This window comes from Phycicoccus sp. Root563, from assembly GCF_001427915.1.
Taxonomy (GTDB): Bacteria; Actinomycetota; Actinomycetes; order Actinomycetales; family Dermatophilaceae; genus Pedococcus.
Genome location: NZ_LMGM01000001.1, coordinates 3,314,297 through 3,331,094, shown reverse-complemented (window position 1 = coordinate 3,331,094; position 16,798 = coordinate 3,314,297). Strand labels below are relative to the sequence as shown.

The window sequence follows — 16,798 nt, the reverse complement described above, 5'->3', positions numbered from 1 at the left end:
GGCCCTGTCCCGTGGTGGGACAGGGCCTTTCGTCACTTCGGCATGCCGCGGAGCCGGGTCCGCGCCGAGCCTCAGCCGCGGCCGGGACCGCCGTCATCGGGCTGCTTGCCGCCGGGGACGGCGTCGTCGGACTGCCACTCGCCCTGCTGCGTCGACCCGCCCTGCGGCAGACCGTCCGGGTGCTGCGACGGCTGGGTCGGAAGCGTTGAGGTGTCACCCCCACCGTCAGGCGTCGTGTCGCCGGGCGTGCCCCACGTGGGGTGGTCCCCTGCCGGGTGCTGCGGGTCGATGGGGCCGCCGGGCTGCCCGACCCGCTCGTTGTCCCCGGGGACCAGCGAGCCCTCGGACAGGGAGCCGGGCTGCTGCGGGTCGTTGGTGCCGGGATCCGGGTTGGGCACCGAACCCTGGACGGACTCGGTGGCTCCGGCGTCGCGGTCGCCACTGGACACCGGCCCGGCCGGCGCGGGCTCCGGGCTCGGCGTAGGCTCCGGACTCGGCGCGGGCTCGGGTGCCGGGGCCGGCTCCGGGGTGGGGAGCGGTTCCGGTGTCGGTGCGGGAGCCGGCTCTGGCGTGGTCTCCGGCGGCGCCGGTGGCGCGGGCATGGTCTGCTCCTCGGACAGCTGGCCCGTCGGCGTGCCGCCCGGCTGGTGCTCGGTGGGCGAGCCCACCGGCGTGTCGACCGACGGCGCCTGACCGGACTGCTCGGTCGGGCCCTGGCCCGCGGGGACCGTGCGGGTGTCGCCGTCGCTGGGCAGACCCAGCTTCTCGCGCAGGACGTCACCGCCCTTGTCGATCTTGTCGGCGTACTTGCCGCCGGTCCGCTGGTCGATCAGGCCCTCCACCTTCTCGATCGCCGAACCCGCCTGCTCGGGGTTCCCCTTGATGTAGTCCTTCGCCTTGTCCATCCATCCAGCCATCGCACTGCCTCTCTCGGTGGGGATCTGGGTCGTCGCTCTCGAGGTCGACGTGTGGTCGACGCTCTTCTGCTCACGACGCTACCCACAACCCCCTGGGCAGGCACTCCGGGAGACGAGGCGCCCCCGGAACCGTCCGGGACAGGTCAGTCGGTCGGGTGGAGCTGGCGGGCCGCCTCGGCCACCGAGCCGCTGAGCGACGGGTAGACCGTGAAGGTCCCGGCCAGCTGGTCGACGGTCAGCCCGTGCTGCACCGCCAGCGTCACGGGGTAGATCAGCTCGGAGGCCTTGGGGGCCACGACGACCCCACCGACGACGGTGCCGACCCCCTTGCGGGCGAACAGCTTCACGAACCCGTCCGTGATGCCCTGCATCTTCGCGCGCGGGTTCGTGGCGAGGGGCAGCATGACCCCGGTCGCGTCGACCGTCCCGTCGTCGAGGTCCTTCTGGGAGAAGCCGACGGTCGCGATCTCGGGGTCGGTGAAGATGTTCGCCGACACGGCGCGCAGGTTGAGCGGCGCAACGGCGTCGCCGAGCGCGTGGGCCATGGCGATGCGCCCCTGCATGGCGGCCACGGACGCGAGCGGGAGGACCCCGGTGCAGTCGCCCGCGGCATACACACCGCGCACGGAGGTGCGGGAGACCCGGTCGACGCTCACGTGACCGGACTCGGTGAGCGTGACCCCGACCTCCGCGAGCCCGAGGCCCGCGGTCTGGGGGATGGAGCCGACGGCCAGCAGCGCGTGCGAACCGGTCACCTCGCGGCCGTCCTCGAGGCGGACGACGACGCCGTCGTCGGTGCGCGCGACCGAGGCCATGCGCGAGCGCCCGAGGACCTCCATGCCTCGCTTGCGGAAGACGTCCTCGATCACGGTGGCGGCATCCGCGTCCTCGCCGGGGAGCACCCGGTCGCGGGAGGAGACGAGGGTGACGCGCGAGCCCAGCCCGAGGTACGCCTGCGCGAGCTCGGCGCCGGTCACGCCGGAGCCGACCACGACGAGGTGCTCGGGGAGCTCGGGGAGGGAGTAGATCTGCTGCCAGGTGAGGATGCGCTCGCCATCGGGCTGGGCGCTGGCCATGACCCGCGGCGTCGCACCGGTGGAGACCAGCACCACCTCGGCGTCGAGGGTGCGGACCGAACCGTCCTCCAGGGTCGCCTCCACCTGCGACGGCGAGAGCAGGCGCCCGGTGCCGCGCAGGACGGTGATGCCGTCGGCGTCGAGCCGGCGACCGATGTCACGGGACTGGGCCGCGGCGAGGGCCAGGACGCGCCGGTTGACGGCGTTCAGCTCGGCGACCGAGTCCGCGACCTCGTCGCCCTCGTGGTCCTCGAGGTGCACCCCGAGGTCGGACGCCGTCTCGAACTGCGACATGAAGTCGGCCGTCGAGATGAGGGTCTTGCTGGGCACGCAGTCGGTCAGGACCGCGGCGCCACCGAGGCCGTCGCGGTCGATGACGGTGACGGCGGCACCGAGGTGGGCCGCGACCAGGGCGGCCTCGTACCCGCCGGGTCCGCCGCCGAGGATGACGACCGAGGACTGACGCGAGTTCACGCGCCCATCCAACCATCCCCGCACCTGGCGACCGTGCTCGCGTCGGGTCGTCATGCGCCGGACACCTTCCCGCAACGCCGTCGTGGCCGTATGGTCCGGAAAGGCGGACTAGGTTCCGCTCGGCAGACTTCACGCCCGCAGGCCGGGCTACAACTCCAGGATGGAAACATGACCGCTCGTACCCGCAGCACGGCTTGGCTGGCCGTCGTTGCCGCCGCCACCTCGATCGCGGTCGCCGCGTGCTCGCCCCCCGCGAAGGACTCGTCCGGCTCCTCCGGCAGCTCGGGCGGCTCGGCCGCCACCGCGACCTCCGCGCAGGCACTGGGCGGCATGGACGCCCTCGTCGCCGCCGCGAAGAAGGAGGGGACGCTCAACGTCATCGCGCTCCCCCCGGACTGGGCCAACTACGGTGCGATCATCACGGCGTTCGGCACCAAGTACGGCATCAAGGTCAACAGCGCCCAGCCCGATGCGAGCAGCGCGGACGAGATCTCGGCCGCCACGCGCCTCAAGGGCCAGGACAGCGCCCCCGACGTGTTCGACCTCGGTGCTGCGGTCGCCACGGCCAACACCACGATGTTCGCGCCGTACAAGACCACCACCTTCGACAGCGTCCCGACCGACCTCAAGGACGCCAACGGCCTCTGGGTCAACGACTACGGCGGCTACATGTCCGTCGGTTACGACTCCTCCAAGGTCCCGGCCCCGACGTCCTTCGCCGACCTCCTCAAGCCCGCGTACAAGGGCAAGGTCGCCCTCAACGGCGACCCGACCAAGGCCGGTGCCGCCTTCGCCGGCGTGCAGATGGCCTCGATCGCCAGTGGCGGGAGCGCCGGCGAAGTCACCAAGGGCGTCGACTTCTTCAAGCAGCTCAAGAAGGCCGGCAACTTCATCCCGGTCGACCCGACGCCCGCGACGATCGCCTCGGGCCAGACGCCGGTCGTCATCGACTGGGACTACCTCAACGCCGCCCAGACGGCCAAGGTCCCGACCTGGAAGGTCTACGTCCCGGACAACGCCGTGGTCGCCGGCTACTACGTCCAGGCCGTCAGCAAGGACGCGCCCCACCCCGCCGCAGCCCGCCTGTGGCAGGAGTTCCTCTACTCCGACGAGGGCCAGAACCTCTGGCTCAAGGGTGGTGCCCGCCCGGTCCGCTTCGATGACATGAAGAAGGCCGGCACGCTCGACGCCACGGCGGCTGCCGCCCTCCCGCCCGTCACCGGCACCCCGGTCGTGCCCACGGCGGCCGACTCCGACACGGCCAAGGCCTACCTCGCCAAGGAATGGGCCAACGCGGTTGGCTGAGGTCCGGACGCGCAGGGCGTCCGGTGGCTTCCGGCCACCGGGCGCCCTCCTCGGTGTCGTCCCCTTCTTCGCGTACGTCACCGTCTTCCTCATCATCCCCGCGCTCGTCGTCGTCATCGGGGCGTTCGTCAGCGGTGGGCGCCCGACCCTGGGCAACATCCGCGCGCTCGGGGGTCCGGCGGTCACCGCGGCCCTGTGGCACTCGGTGGTGCTCTCCGTCGTCACGGCGGTCGTCGGTGCGGTGCTCGGCGCGGTCCTCGCGTATGCCGTGTCCACCGCTCCCCCCAACGGTGTGCTCAAGCGGTTCGTCACCTCCCTGTGCGGCGTCCTCGCCCAGTTCGGCGGCGTCATCCTGGCCTTCGCGTTTCTCGCGACCTTCTCGGCCCAGGGGTTCCTCACCCGGCTCCTCGGCACCGGCGGTGGCGGGCTGTGGCTCTACGAGTGGGACAAGGGCCTGATGCTCGTCTACCTGTACTTCCAGGTGCCGCTCATGCTCATCGTGTTCCTGCCCGCCGTGGAAGGCCTGCGCCCCCAGTGGCGCGAGGCCACCGAGACCCTCGGCGGGAGCACCTTCCTCTACTGGCGCAAGGTCGCCGGGCCCATCCTGATGCCGTCGTTCATCGGCGCCCTGCTCCTGCTCTTCACCAACGCCTTCTCCGCGTACGCCACCGCCGCCGCGCTCGTCTCGCAGGGCTCGCCACTGCTGCCCCTGCAGATCGGCGGCACGTTCACCTCCGAGGTGATCCTCGGCCAGGAGAACGTCGGCAAGGCGATGGCGTTGGAGATGGTGGTCGTGGTCGCCGTGGTGATGACCGCGTATGCCGTGCTCGACCGCCGCGCCTCGAAGTGGTTGGTCCGGTGAGCGGCCAGCGGGCGTCCATGAGGCGTCGCCAGGACCTCTTCCGGTGGGTCGTCGTCAGCCTCAGCCTGGTCTTCTTCGGGTTGCCGTTGTTCAGCATGCTCGAGTTCACGACGCGCGACGCCCAGGGCCACCGCACCGGGGCGACGTGGTCTGCGCTGGCCGACTTCGGGGCCATCTCCACGCGCTACCCGGACCTGCGGGCCGGGTTCATCGCCTCCATCGGGCTGGCCGTCCTCACCGTCGTGGTCATGCTCGTCCTCCTCGTCCCGACCATGACCTGGGTGCGGCTGCGGCTCCCCGGGCTGGGCCGCACGGTCGAGTTCATCTGCCTGCTGCCCCTCACCGTCCCGGCGATCGTGCTCGTCGTCGGGCTGACGCCGGTCTACGCGTGGGTCACCTACTTCCTCGGGGGCAACGCGATCTGGCTCTCGTTCGCCTACGTCGTCCTCGTTCTGCCCTACGCCTACCGCGCGCTCGACGCAGGCCTGCGGGCGATCGACGTCCGGACCCTGTCCGAGGCGGCCCGCTCGCTCGGAGCCGGCTGGGGCACCGTGATGCTGCGCGTGATCCTGCCCAACCTGCGGACCGCAGTGCTGTCGGCATCGTTCCTCGCGGTGGCGCTGACGCTGGGCGAGTTCACCATCGCCAACCTGTTCAGCCGCACCAACCTCCAGGTCGCGATGTACCTCATCGGCAAGTCCGACGCCCAGATCTCCGTCGCCGTCGGCCTCGCCTCGCTCGTGTTCGCGTTCGTCATCCTGTTCGCCATGTCCTTCGTCGGTGGCCAGCGCTCCAGCGCCTCGCCCCTGACCCGCCTGAACCGCCTGACCCGCTCGGGCCGCCGCAAGGAGACCGCATGACCTCCACCAGCACCCACCCGACCCAGCCAGGGAGGTCTGCGGACGGCGGTGCGCGGGGAGTGGCTGTCGAGCTGACCGGGCTGCGGCGCAGCTACGGCGACGTCCACGCGCTCGACGACCTCACCCTGCGCCTCGCCCCCGGCGAGCTCGTCGCCCTGCTGGGACCGTCGGGCTGCGGGAAGACGACCGCGCTGCGGTGCCTAGCCGGCCTCGAGGACCCCGACGAGGGCCGGATCGAGGTCGATGGCAGGGACCTGACGCGGGTGCCGACCAACAAGCGCGACCTCGGGATGGTGTTCCAGGCGTACAGCCTGTTCCCCCACATGACCGCCCGCCAGAACGTCGAGTTCGGGCTCCAGCTGCGGCGCCAGCCCGGCCAGCAGCGTCGCAGCCGGGCCGCCGAGATGCTGGAGCTCGTCGGCCTGTCGACCCAGGCCGACCGGTACGCCCACCAGATGTCCGGCGGTCAGCAGCAACGCGTGGCGCTCGCACGCGCCCTGGCCATCGAGCCGCAGGTGCTCCTCCTGGACGAGCCGCTGTCCGCCCTCGACGCCAAGGTCCGGGTCCAGCTCCGCGACGAGATCCGTCGCATCCAGCTCGAGGTCGGGACCACCACCCTGTTCGTCACCCACGACCAGGAGGAGGCCCTCGCCGTGGCCGACCGGGTGGGCGTGATGCGTGGCGGCCGGCTCGAGCAGATCGCCAGCCCCGAGGAGCTCTACTCGCGGCCGGTCAACGACTTCGTGGCCGACTTCGTGGGGGTGACCAACCGGCTGCACGGGCAGTCGCACGGGACGACCGCGACCGTGCTCGGAGCGAGCATCCCCCTCCTGCCGGGGTCCGCCCCCGAGGGTGCCGCGACCGTGCTGGTCCGCCCCGAGCACCTCACGGTGGCCCTCGACCCTGCCGGACCGGGCACGGTGCTCAGCGCCAGCTTCCTCGGCGCCCACGGTCGCGTCGTCGTCGACCCGGGCGGAGCCGGGCAGCAGGTCATCGTGCAGGTGCCCAGCGGGTCCGTCGCCGACTTCGCCCCGGGTGCCACGGTGACCCTGCGTCCCACCGGCGACCCCGCCCTCGCGGTCGCGGGCACCGACGGCTGAACACCGCATACCCCCGCTGACCAGCAGGAGCACCACCTTCCGGACCATAGGGACGGCACTGGACCGCGCCTGCGCAGACCTCGGTAGTCTTCCCCGGTGACTGAGCAGAGCCGCCCCGCCACGGGCGCCCCCGACCTGACCGATCCGGCGACCGACCCGTTCGAGGTGGCCCGTGCGGCTGCCGCGGTGATCGCCGAGCGCACGGGGGCCGAGCGCCACGACGTCGCGCTCGTCCTCGGCTCCGGCTGGGGCCAGACCGGCGACCTCATCGGCGAGACCCTCGCGACCATCGACAACGCCGACGTCCCCGGGTTCGGCAAGGCCGCCGTCGCCGGCCACAGCGGCACGATGCGCTCGGTCGCCATCGGTGACACCGGCCGCCGCGCCCTCGTCTACGGCACGCGCACCCACTTCTACGAGGGCAAGGGCGTCCGCGCCGTCGTGCACGCCGTGCGCACCGCCGCCGCCGCCGGCTGCTCGACCATCGTGCTGACCAACGGCTGCGGTGGCCTCAACCCCGCGTGGGCCCCCGGCACCCCGGTCCTCATCCGCGACCACATCAACCTCACCGCGCACTCCCCCATCGAGGGCGCCAACTTCGTCGACCTCACCGACCTCTACTCCCCCCGCCTGCGCGACATCGCCCGCAGCGTCGACGCCGCCCTCGACGAGGGCGTGTACGTCCAGTTCCGCGGTCCCCACTACGAGACCCCGGCCGAGGTGCAGATGGCCAAGGTGCTCGGGGGTGACCTCGTCGGCATGTCCACCACCCTCGAGGCGATCGCGGCCCGGCAGGCCGGCGTCGAGGTCCTCGGGATCTCGTTGGTGACCAACCTCGCCGCCGGGATCAGCGACCAGCCGCTGTCGCACGACGAGGTCCTCGAGGCCGGCCAGGCCGCTGCCGAGCGCTGTGGCCGACTCCTCGCGGCCGTCGTCGCCTCCCTCTGAAAGGACCAGCGTCATGACGTATGCCGCCCGGCACGGCTCCGAAGGCGCCCCTCCCCTCGACGGCCACGCGCAGGAGCTCATCGACGCCGCCCAGGAGTGGGTGGACGACGACCCCGACCACGAGACCCGGGTCGAGCTCGGCCAGGTCCTCGCCCGGGCCAAGAACGGTGACGAGTCCGCCGTCGCGGACCTCGAGGACCGGTTCTCCGGGATGCTCGAGTTCGGGACCGCCGGCCTGCGCGGCGCCATCGGTGCCGGCCCCAACCGGATGAACCGCTCGGTGGTCATCCGTGCCGCAGCCGGCCTCGCGGCATACCTCAAGCAGTCGGAGCCGGAGCCCTTCGTCGTCGTCGGGTACGACGCCCGCACCAACTCCGACGTGTTCGCCCGCGACACCGCGGCCGTCACCGTCGGCGCGGGCGGTCGGGCCGCGGTGCTCCCCCACACGATGCCGACACCGGTGCTGGCGTTCGCGATCCGCCACCTCGGTGCCGACGCGGGCGTCATGGTGACGGCGAGCCACAACCCGCCCCAGGACAACGGGTACAAGGTCTACCTCGGCGACGGTTCGCAGATCGTCCCGCCCGCCGACGCCCGCATCGCCGGTCAGATCGCCCGCGTCGCGGCGGTGGCCGACGTGCCCCTGGCCGACGACGGCTGGGAGACCCTCGGAAACGACGTCCTCGAGGACTACGTCGACGCGACGGCCGGTGTCGTCGCGCCGGACAGCCCCCGTGACATCGACATCGTCCACACCGCCCTGCACGGCGTGGGCAGCGACACCCTGCTGCGCGTGTTCGAGCGCGCCGGGTTCCCCTCACCCGTGCCGGTCGAGAGCCAGCAGCACCCGGACGCCGCGTTCCCCACCGTGTCCTTCCCGAACCCCGAGGAGCCGGGCGCCATCGACGCCGCGCTGGCGCTGGCGCGCGAGATCGGACCCGACATCGTGCTGGCCAACGACCCGGACGCCGACCGCTGCGCGGTCGCCGTCCCTTTCACGGTCCAGGGTGGCGAGAACGACGGCGGCACCGACTGGCGGATGCTGCGCGGCGACGAGGTCGGAGCGCTGCTGGGCGCCCACGTCCTCGCCCGCGGCGTCGACGCCGACGCCGTGTTCGCCAACTCGATCGTGTCCTCGCGGCTGCTCGCCGCCATGGCTGCGAAGGCCGGGATCCGCCACGAGGAGACGCTCACCGGGTTCAAGTGGATCGCCCGCGTCGAGGGCCTGCGGTACGGCTACGAGGAGGCCCTCGGCTACTGCGTCGACCCCGGAGTCGTCCGCGACAAGGACGGCGTCAGCGCCGCGCTCCTCATGGCCGAGCTGGCTGCGACGGTCAAGGCGCAGGGCCGCACCCTGCAGGACGTCCTCGACGACCTCGCGGTGGAGCACGGCGTGCATGCCACGGACTCGTTCTCGGTGCGGGTCGCCGACCTGTCGCTCATCGGCACCGTGATGACCCGCCTGCGCGAGCAGTCACCCACCGAGGTGGCCGGGCTCGCGGTGTCCCGCACCGACGACCTGGCCCTCGGCAGCGACACGCTGCCGCCCACCGACGGCCTGCGCTACCTCCTCGAGGACGACTCGCGGATCATCGTGCGCCCGTCCGGCACCGAGCCGAAGCTCAAGGTCTACCTCGAGGTCATCGAGCCGGTGTCCACCGACCTGGTCACCGCCCGCAAGGCCGCTGCGGCGCGACTTGCCGCAATCCGCACCGCGATGGAGGAGCTCACGCAGGTCTGACGTCCCGCCTCTCCGCGGCCATGCGAGGGCCAAGCGAGTTTCAGCATCTGCCGATGAGCCGTAATCGGGCATTCGACTCCAGCAACCGATGGCACCATGCCTTCGTGGCTGAGACGTTCCGTAAGACGTGGCGCGGGGAGATCGTGTCATCCGAGGGGTTCAGCGTGCGCCTGAACGGCAGGAGTGCCCTGACGTACAAGGACGCAGGCGGCGAACTGCGGGTCGACACTGAGCCCATGACCGGCTCTGGCACCACTGTGACCGTCTACTCAGGCAGCATCCCAGATTCACCGCAACGGGGACGCATACAGGTGATGGACAACATTGCGAAAGCGTTTCAGTACGCCGGGTGGGTCCTGGTTCCGTCCTGACGGCGGGCTCTAGCCAGTGCGGGCTCATTCCGCGGTCTGCGAAGGGCGGGACGCAGCTGCGAGAACATGATGCCGTGCACCTTGATCAATTTTTCGAAGAACGCATCCTGCAGGACGAGGCGATCGCCAAGGCTGCGATCGCAGCTGCGCCGCTCCAGGACTCGCGCCTCACCGCGCATGCTGATGGTCGCGTTGCTATGACTGGATGGCGCCTGCTCGCCGAAGCCTCACTGAAGCGCGAGGTCCTCTTCACTCACGACGACTACGTGCCAACTTCAGCCGACCGACGTCCCCCAATCGTCGAGTGCGTCACCTGCCAAAAGCCCTACCCGTGTCAGACGTTGCGCATTGCGGTTGCCGTCTACGCCGACCATCCCAGCTATCACCCCGGATGGCGGCCTATCGAGCCCGAGACCCGAGCCGACTGAACGAACGTCCGCTCATGCCGCGATCCGCTCGACCATGCCGAGATGAGTACGACTGCTGATCCACAGGCAAGCGGTGATGCCCGTGGGTGGTGAGGTACCTGCTTGGGATGGTTCCGAAAACCGGTCGATGACGGTGTGGACCCGTGTGGTCCTCGGGACCTCTGTGGCCGTTGCAACGGGATGGGGGTCATCTGCCGGAAGTTGATGCAATGCCCAGGCGGGAGTCGAAGGGTTTTGCGAGGGTCAACCCGGCGGTGCACAGGCCCGCAGTGCTCGGGTCGTCCTTGCGTGAGCGATCGGATTAGGCGGTCTTCGAACGGGGAGCGGCAGCGCTTGTCGTGTCACCTGTTCGGTCAGAGTCTTGTCACTGGGTGCTGCCCACCGTGCGGATAGTTCACGCGTGAACTACGTTGCCGATGGCCGACAAGGGAGTGCCAATGACCACGTCCAGCAATCTGCGACTGAACGACCAGCTGTGCTTCGCGTTGTACGCCGCGACGAACCAGGTGACCCGCGCGTACCGACCTCTGCTGGAAGCCGTCGGGCTGACGTATCCGCAGTATCTGGTGATGCTCGTGCTGTGGGAGTCCGATGACCAGCCGGCCCATGAGATTGCCGACCGGTTGCAGCTGTCGCCGGCCGCGGTCAGCCCCATCCTGGGGCGCCTCGAGGAAGCTGGGCTCCTCATGCGCGACCAGGACCCGGACGATGCGCGAACCCGTCGAGTTCGCCTCACACCCAAGGGCGCTGCCGTCGAGCTGGGCGCGTCGCGGGCGCAGCTGAACGTCGTCGAGCAGACCGGATTGTGCGGCGATGAGCTGACCGGGCTGCGCGACGACCTGCACGACCTAGTGATGCGGATGTCGGTGCGAACCTCGTGACCGCGCACAGCGCAGCACTCGATGACTGGAACGGCGAGGGCGACGACGCGCAGTCGTTGGGCGACCTACTGGTCCGCTGCGCATCCGGGGACGAGGCCGCGTTCGAGCACGTATACGCCACGACGGCGCCGCGCGTTTTCGGGCTCGTGCTGCGCGTCGTGGTCCAGCACGCACTCGCCGAGGAGGTCACCCAGGACGTCTTCGCGTACGTGTGGGCCGAGGCCGGCCGGTACGAACCGTCGCGGGGCAGCGCAGCCGGCTGGATCCTCACCATTGCGCACCACCGCGCAGTGGACCGGGTCCGCAGTGTCAGTGCGAGCCGCACCCGTGACGACGTGTGGACACGGAAGGTGACGCCGGCACCATTCGACTCAACCGCCGAGTCGGCACACTCCTCCTTCGAAGCCGCCAGAGTCCGAGGCGCCCTGGCAGCGCTCACGATGAAGCAGCGCACCGCCGTCCAGCTCGCGTACTTCCACGGCCTGACATACACCGAAGTTGCTTCGCACCTGGGCATTCCGCACAGCACCGCGAAGACCCGCATCAGGGACGGGTTGCGCTCACTGGCGCACGCTCTCGACCCAGGGGTTGCCAGCGCCTAGAGGGAGCCCACGTTCCGTCCGGCACATGCAGACCCTCTGTCCCATGGAGGCGTTGCTGTTGGGAGATGATGGGCTGGTGAGCGTTGATGTGAGGGTGGAATGCACGATCGAGCGACCCTCCGCGGAAGTAGCGGCCTTCGCCGGTGACCCGGGTAGGGCTCCGGAGTGGTACGCCAACATCGTGTCTGTGCGCTGGCTGACACCAGTGCCCCTGTCCGTGGGGTCGAGGATGGACTTCGTCGCCCACTTCCTCGGGCGGCGACTCGCCTACACCTACGAGGTCGTCGAGCTCGTGCCTGGGCGCAGGCTGGTGATGCGCACTGCTGATGGCCCGTTCCCGATGGAGACCACGTACGAGTGGGAGCCGGTGCACGAGGGAGCGACGCGGATGACGCTGCGCAACCAGGGCTCCCCGTCAGGCTTTGCCAAGATCAGCGAGCCGATGGTGAAGCGCGCCATGACGCGCGCCACGACTAAGGACCTGGCCAGGCTCAAGGGCATCCTCGAAGCATCCGGCTAAGAACCCGAACCTCTGCCGGACCGCCTCGTTCAGGCGGGAAGTCGGACGACGAATCGGCGGCCCCCGCCGTGGTTGCTGACGGTGACCGTGAACCAAGGCAGCAACATCATCTGGCCCAAGCGTTGGTCAAGTGAGAGCGAACATCCGCTCATGCCGCGATGAGCGCGTCCTTGCCCGCGATGGCGTTTGGCCGTCAGAGGGGATGGGTGAACGAGACCGGTTTGCCGGCCGCACGGGCGTAGTCGATCTCCCCGCGGGTCGACTCCCCGACGTACCCGCCAGGGTTGACGACCAGGACACGATCGGCCAGGTCGATCTTGCGCCGGTGGAGGGCGTCGAGAACAGCCTTCTGTTCTGGAGTGGGTGACTGGTCCGCCTCGCTCGGCGCCACGACGATCACCCCGGCCAAGGTCAGCTCACTGTTCACCGCGCGCATCTCGTTCACGAACCGCGCCGATCCGCAGAGGCAGACGATCTCAGGTCGCGCGGTCAGGGCCAGACCCTAGCGATGCGTTCCCACGCCCTCCACGACCCCGGGCGCGTCAGCCCACGCGTCGATCCACGGGCATGCCGCGGCGCCCGCCCGAGGGGGCGGGCTGTGGGGCGCGGTCATGGTCGCCAGGGTGGTGCCGGGGGTGGCGCGACGGCGGTCGTCGCCAGCTCGCCCCACACGGTGTAGGTGCGCACCCCCGGCCCCGCACCCACTCCGGCACCGTGCACCGCACGGTCGCCTCGACCCAGCGAGGACCCTGCGGCCGCCTGTCCAGCCAGCCAGTGGTCGTACGAACCGGGGACGAGCGTCCACCGGACCCCGCCCTCGACGAGCTCCCCGAGGTAGCCCTTGCGGTGCACGACCGTGTGGTGCCGCCCGCACAGCAACGCTGCGTTGCCAAGATCGGTGGCGCCTCCGTCGACCCAGTGCCTCAGGTGGTGGCCGTCGCACCAGGACGCCGGCACCGTGCAGTCGGGGAACGTGCACCCGCCGTCGCGGAGCCACAGGGCTCGCAGCTGGGCGCTGGTGAACAGCCGGAACCGGCGCCCCAGGTCGAGGACCTCGCCGTCCTTGCCGAGGACGACCGGCACGATCCCGGCGTCACAGGCGATGCGACGGGCGGTCTCCGGCCCGATCAGCGCGCCGGCCTCCCCCGAGCCGAACACCGTGGCGGCGTTCGACCGGGCCACGAGGTCGTCGAGGGAGACGGTCACGAACACCTCGGCCTTGGGGGTGGTGCTCACGCCGTCGGCCGAGGCGACACCTCGTCGCACGACCTCGAGCAGGGCGTCCATGCGCCGCTGACCCGACGGGCGGCGGTCGGGCTCGCCCTCAGCCGGTCGCGGCGCGGACAGCCCCTGCACGGCAGCCTCGATGACCGTCTTGGCCTCGGCATCGACGACCATCGTGTACTCGAACAACCCGGTGCCGTCGGCGAACGGCTGGGACAACGACCGTCGCTCGCAGGCCCGGTCCTGCTCCAATTGGAGCTCGCCGAGCGCGCCGTACTTCGCGACCAGCCGGTCGCGGAGGCCACGCACGTCCTTGGGCCTGCCCCACGACGCGACCTCGATGAGCCCGTCGAGCACCGGCCCAGCAGCACCGGGAGCGAGCCTGGACGCGAGCCGCTCGAACTCGTCGACGACGACGGTCGCGGTGACCAGCGGCACTCGCGCCTCGCGGACGGCCGCCAGCAACGCGCCATACCGGTCGTCGTGGGCGGCCTCGGCGAGCCGCACGACGCGGGCCGAGCCACCGGCGCGCAACGACGGAGAGTGGTCGAGCAGCCAGGCACTCGCCCCGGAGCGCCCCGCGCCGGCCTCACCACGGTCGACCGCCTCACTGAGCACCTCCACGCGGGCTGCGTCGACGCGGGCGGCCAGCTCGTCGAGCTCGGACATGAACCGGCCCAGGTCGGCACCGCTCGCGGCCCACAGGGCGTCCTCGGTGCGGGTCAGGACAGCGCACGCCTGCGCCACCGCTGACTCACGCTCCGAGAACGACGCTCCCCCGCCCATGGGACAAAACTACCAACGGGGTCTGACAGCCCCTCCCCCGCGAAAGTCCTTGATACGCAACATCTTTCGCTCCCGAACCAAGAGCCTCGCGAGTCACCGCAGGACCAACGGGGGCACACCTCGGGACACCGGCCACGCACACCCCCAACCCCACCGAATCCGCGCGAACCGACCACCCTGTAGACACCGATAGACTCGTGCGGTGAGTACCCCCACAATGTCCGCCCCCTCGGTCGACCCGACCGCCCGGGCGCGTGACCTCCTCGGTGTCTCCCGCCTCACCAACGCGGCCCTCACGAGCTGGCTGCACGGCCTGCCCGGAGTCGACCAGGTGGGCTGCGAGGGACGCGCGGCCGGTCTCGGCACCCGCTCGATCAAGACCACGTCGAAGGCCTGGGCCATCGACACGGCGATCTCCATGATCGACCTGACGACGCTCGAGGGCGCCGACACCAAGGGCAAGGTCCGCGGCCTCGCCGCCAAGGCGCTGCACCCGGACCCCACCGACCCGTCCACCCCGAGCCCGGCCGCAGTCTGCGTCTACGGCGACATGGTGGCCACCGCACGCGAAGCCCTCGGCGACGCGCCCATCAACGTCGCGGCCGTCGCGACCGCCTTCCCCTCCGGTCGCGCGTCCATGCCGGTCAAGCTCGCCGACACCCGTGACGCGATCGCCGCCGGTGCCGACGAGATCGACATGGTCATCGACCGTGGCGCGTTCCTCTCCGGTGACTACCTCGGGGTGTTCCGCGAGATCGCCCAGGTGTCCGAGGCCTGCGTCCGCGAGGACGGCACCCGCGCGCGCCTCAAGGTCATCATGGAGACCGGCGAGCTCGTGACCTACGACAACGTCCGCCGTGCCTCGTGGCTGTCGATGCTCGCCGGTGGCGACTTCATCAAGACCTCGACCGGCAAGGTGTCGCCCGCGGCGACCCTGCCCGTCACCCTGATCATGCTCGAGGCCGTCCGCGACTGGCGCGACCTCACCGGTGAGATGGTGGGCGTGAAGCCGGCCGGTGGCATCCGCACGAGCAAGGACGCCATCAAGTTCCTCGTCACCGTGAGCGAGATCGCGGGCGACGACTGGCTGGACCCGTTCTGGTTCCGGTTCGGGGCGTCCAGCCTGCTCAACGACCTGCTGCTGCAGCGTCAGCGGATGCGGATCGGTGCCTACTCCGGCGCCGACTACGTCACCGACGACTCCCCCAGCCTCTACTGACACCTGCGAATTCGAGGAACCTGAAGACCATGGCCAAGTTCGAGTACGCACCCGCCCCGGAGAGCAGGGCGGTCGTCGACCTCGCCCCCTCCTACGGGCTGTTCATCAACGGCGAGTTCACCGAGTCCCAGGGCGGCTCCGCCTTCAAGACCGTCAACCCGGCGACGGAGGAGGTCCTGTCCGAGGTCACCGACGCCAGCGCCGCCGACGTCGACCGTGCCGTCGCTGCCGCCCGCCGCGCCTACAACGGGGTATGGGGCCGGATGTCCGGCGCCGACCGCGGCAAGTACCTCTTCCGCATCGCGCGCATCCTGCAGGAGCGCGCCCGCGAGTTCGCGGTCCTCGAGACCCTCGACAACGGCAAGCCGATCAAGGAGAGCAGGGACGTCGACATCCCGCTCGCCGCGGCGCACTTCTTCTACCACGCAGGCTGGGCCGACAAGCTCGAGTACGCCGGCCTCGGCACGAACCCCCGCGCGCACGGCGTCGTCGGCCAGGTCATCCCGTGGAACTTCCCGCTGCTCATGCTCGCGTGGAAGATCGCCCCGGCCCTCGCGACCGGCAACACCGTCGTGCTCAAGCCCGCCGAGACCACGCCGCTGACCGCGCTGCTGTTCGCCGACGTCGTGCAGCAGGCCGACCTCCCGCCTGGTGTCGTCAACATCGTCACCGGCGCGGGTGCCACCGGCCAGGCCATCGTCGACCACCCCGACATCGACAAGCTCGCCTTCACGGGTTCGACCGGGGTGGGCAAGATGATCGCCCGCTCCATCGCCGGCACCCGCAAGAAGGCCACCCTCGAGCTCGGGGGCAAGGCCGCCAACATCATCTTCGAGGACGCCGCCATCGACCAGGCGGTCGAGGGCATCGTCAACGGCATCTTCTTCAACCAGGGCCACGTCTGCTGCGCCGGTTCGCGCCTGCTCGTGCAGGAGAACATCGCCGAGGACGTCGAGCGCCGCCTCAAGCGCCGCCTGCAGACGCTGCGCGTGGGCGACCCGCTCGACAAGAACACCGACGTCGGCGCCATCAACTCCAAGGCCCAGCTGACCCGCATCACCGAGCTCACCGACGCCGGCGAGGCCGAGGGCGCCGAGCGCTGGGACAACGGCTGCGAGCTGCCGGCCAAGGGCTTCTGGTTCCGCCCCACCGTATTCACGGGTGTCAGCCAGGGCCACCGGATCGCCCAGGAGGAGATCTTCGGCCCGGTCCTGTCGGTGCTGACCTTCCGCACGCCGCAGGAAGCGGTCGCGAAGGCGAACAACACGCCCTACGGGCTGTCCGCGGGCGTCTGGACCGAGAAGGGGTCGCGCATCCTCTGGATGGCCGACCAGCTCCGGGCCGGCGTCGTCTGGGCCAACACCTTCAACAAGTTCGACCCGACCAGCCCGTTCGGTGGCTACAAGGAGTCGGGCTACGGCCGCGAGGGTGGCCGCCACGGCCTGTCCGCCTACGTCACGACTGAAAGCAACGGGTGATCTCCG

General features: G+C 70.6%; 17 protein-coding genes. 13 read left to right on the top strand and 4 right to left on the bottom strand.

What is annotated here, in order from left to right; translation table 11 throughout:
• Positions 1 to 71: 71 nt before the first annotated feature.
• Positions 72 to 917 carry an antitoxin gene (locus tag ASD62_RS15855; RefSeq protein ID WP_082580869.1) on the bottom strand — a complete coding sequence of 282 codons (846 nt, stop codon included), beginning with the start codon at positions 915 to 917 and terminating at the stop codon, positions 72 to 74.
• Between the two features lie 143 nt (positions 918 to 1,060).
• Positions 1,061 to 2,521, bottom strand: coding sequence for an NAD(P)H-quinone dehydrogenase (locus tag ASD62_RS15850; RefSeq protein WP_082580868.1), 1,461 nt, complete (start codon positions 2,519 to 2,521; stop codon positions 1,061 to 1,063).
• A 114-nt stretch (positions 2,522 to 2,635) separates the two neighbouring features.
• Between ASD62_RS15850 and ASD62_RS15845 the strand changes: the two genes are divergently transcribed.
• From ASD62_RS15845 to ASD62_RS15795, 11 genes are all read left to right on the top strand, one after another.
• Positions 2,636 to 3,772, top strand: a complete 1,137-nt coding sequence (locus ASD62_RS15845) for an ABC transporter substrate-binding protein (RefSeq protein ID WP_056916775.1) — start codon at positions 2,636 to 2,638, stop codon at positions 3,770 to 3,772.
• A complete protein-coding gene (locus ASD62_RS15840) occupies positions 3,765 to 4,634 on the top strand; it encodes an ABC transporter permease subunit (RefSeq protein ID WP_056916774.1) in 870 nt (289 codons plus the stop codon). Before ASD62_RS15845 ends, ASD62_RS15840 begins: the two co-directional genes overlap by 8 nt.
• A 17-nt stretch (positions 4,635 to 4,651) precedes the next feature.
• Positions 4,652 to 5,494, top strand: a complete 843-nt coding sequence (locus tag ASD62_RS15835; RefSeq protein ID WP_056917459.1) for an ABC transporter permease — start codon at positions 4,652 to 4,654, stop codon at positions 5,492 to 5,494.
• On the top strand, positions 5,491 to 6,594 hold the full coding sequence (locus ASD62_RS15830) for an ABC transporter ATP-binding protein (RefSeq protein ID WP_056916773.1): 1,104 nt from the start codon (positions 5,491 to 5,493) through the stop codon (positions 6,592 to 6,594). The genes ASD62_RS15835 and ASD62_RS15830 overlap by 4 nt, the downstream gene beginning before the upstream one ends.
• A gap of 96 nt (positions 6,595 to 6,690) precedes the next feature.
• Positions 6,691 to 7,542: a purine-nucleoside phosphorylase gene (locus tag ASD62_RS15825; protein WP_056916772.1), complete on the top strand. Its 852-nt coding sequence runs from the start codon at positions 6,691 to 6,693 to the stop codon at positions 7,540 to 7,542.
• Positions 7,543 to 7,555: 13 nt separating this feature from the next.
• Positions 7,556 to 9,283 carry a phospho-sugar mutase gene (locus ASD62_RS15820; RefSeq protein ID WP_056916771.1) on the top strand — a complete coding sequence of 576 codons (1,728 nt, stop codon included), beginning with the start codon at positions 7,556 to 7,558 and terminating at the stop codon, positions 9,281 to 9,283.
• 104 nt (positions 9,284 to 9,387) lie between these two features.
• Positions 9,388 to 9,654 carry a hypothetical protein gene (locus tag ASD62_RS15815; RefSeq protein WP_056916770.1) on the top strand — a complete coding sequence of 89 codons (267 nt, stop codon included), beginning with the start codon at positions 9,388 to 9,390 and terminating at the stop codon, positions 9,652 to 9,654.
• A 74-nt stretch (positions 9,655 to 9,728) separates the two neighbouring features.
• Positions 9,729 to 10,082: a DUF6221 family protein gene (locus tag ASD62_RS15810; protein ID WP_056916769.1), complete on the top strand. Its 354-nt coding sequence runs from the start codon at positions 9,729 to 9,731 to the stop codon at positions 10,080 to 10,082.
• A gap of 437 nt (positions 10,083 to 10,519) precedes the next feature.
• Positions 10,520 to 10,963: a MarR family winged helix-turn-helix transcriptional regulator gene (locus ASD62_RS15805; RefSeq protein WP_056916768.1), complete on the top strand. Its 444-nt coding sequence runs from the start codon at positions 10,520 to 10,522 to the stop codon at positions 10,961 to 10,963.
• On the top strand, positions 10,960 to 11,565 hold the full coding sequence (locus ASD62_RS15800) for a sigma-70 family RNA polymerase sigma factor (protein ID WP_056916767.1): 606 nt from the start codon (positions 10,960 to 10,962) through the stop codon (positions 11,563 to 11,565). The genes ASD62_RS15805 and ASD62_RS15800 overlap by 4 nt, the downstream gene beginning before the upstream one ends.
• Positions 11,566 to 11,590: 25 nt before the next feature.
• Positions 11,591 to 12,085 (top strand): SRPBCC family protein, encoded by a 495-nt coding sequence (locus ASD62_RS15795; protein WP_369818804.1) that lies wholly within the window; start codon positions 11,591 to 11,593, stop codon positions 12,083 to 12,085.
• A gap of 193 nt (positions 12,086 to 12,278) precedes the next feature.
• On the opposite strand, the gene ASD62_RS15790 is transcribed toward ASD62_RS15795, so the two are convergent.
• Positions 12,279 to 12,578, bottom strand: a complete 300-nt coding sequence (locus tag ASD62_RS15790) for a hypothetical protein (protein ID WP_157581510.1) — start codon at positions 12,576 to 12,578, stop codon at positions 12,279 to 12,281.
• Positions 12,579 to 12,694: 116 nt separating this feature from the next.
• Positions 12,695 to 14,095 (bottom strand): HNH endonuclease signature motif containing protein, encoded by a 1,401-nt coding sequence (locus ASD62_RS15785; protein WP_056916765.1) that lies wholly within the window; start codon positions 14,093 to 14,095, stop codon positions 12,695 to 12,697.
• Between the two features lie 217 nt (positions 14,096 to 14,312).
• Between ASD62_RS15785 and deoC the strand changes: the two genes are divergently transcribed.
• Both deoC and ASD62_RS15775 read left to right on the top strand, forming a co-directional pair.
• Complete coding sequence (gene deoC, locus ASD62_RS15780; protein ID WP_056916764.1) at positions 14,313 to 15,314, top strand: deoxyribose-phosphate aldolase; 1,002 nt, start codon at positions 14,313 to 14,315, stop codon at positions 15,312 to 15,314.
• 29 nt (positions 15,315 to 15,343) lie between these two features.
• Positions 15,344 to 16,792, top strand: coding sequence for an aldehyde dehydrogenase family protein (locus tag ASD62_RS15775; RefSeq protein ID WP_056916763.1), 1,449 nt, complete (start codon positions 15,344 to 15,346; stop codon positions 16,790 to 16,792).
• Positions 16,793 to 16,798 lie beyond the last annotated feature (6 nt).

What these genes read in the sequence shown, in the direction of transcription:
- ASD62_RS15835 (WP_056917459.1), top strand. Translation starts at nt 4,652, where the DNA reads ATGAGGCGTCGCCAGGACCTCTTCCGGTGGGTCGTCGTCAGCCTCAGC.
- ASD62_RS15795 (WP_369818804.1), top strand. Translation starts at nt 11,591, where the DNA reads ATGCAGACCCTCTGTCCCATGGAGGCGTTGCTGTTGGGAGATGATGGG.
- deoC (WP_056916764.1), top strand. Translation starts at nt 14,313, where the DNA reads ATGTCCGCCCCCTCGGTCGACCCGACCGCCCGGGCGCGTGACCTCCTC.
- ASD62_RS15775 (WP_056916763.1), top strand. Translation starts at nt 15,344, where the DNA reads ATGGCCAAGTTCGAGTACGCACCCGCCCCGGAGAGCAGGGCGGTCGTC.
- ASD62_RS15820 (WP_056916771.1), top strand. Translation starts at nt 7,556, where the DNA reads ATGACGTATGCCGCCCGGCACGGCTCCGAAGGCGCCCCTCCCCTCGAC.
- ASD62_RS15855 (WP_082580869.1), bottom strand. Translation starts at nt 917, where the DNA reads ATGGCTGGATGGATGGACAAGGCGAAGGACTACATCAAGGGGAACCCC.
- ASD62_RS15830 (WP_056916773.1), top strand. Translation starts at nt 5,491, where the DNA reads ATGACCTCCACCAGCACCCACCCGACCCAGCCAGGGAGGTCTGCGGAC.
- ASD62_RS15785 (WP_056916765.1), bottom strand. Translation starts at nt 14,095, where the DNA reads ATGGGCGGGGGAGCGTCGTTCTCGGAGCGTGAGTCAGCGGTGGCGCAG.
- ASD62_RS15845 (WP_056916775.1), top strand. Translation starts at nt 2,636, where the DNA reads ATGACCGCTCGTACCCGCAGCACGGCTTGGCTGGCCGTCGTTGCCGCC.
- ASD62_RS15805 (WP_056916768.1), top strand. Translation starts at nt 10,520, where the DNA reads ATGACCACGTCCAGCAATCTGCGACTGAACGACCAGCTGTGCTTCGCG.
- ASD62_RS15850 (WP_082580868.1), bottom strand. Translation starts at nt 2,521, where the DNA reads ATGACGACCCGACGCGAGCACGGTCGCCAGGTGCGGGGATGGTTGGAT.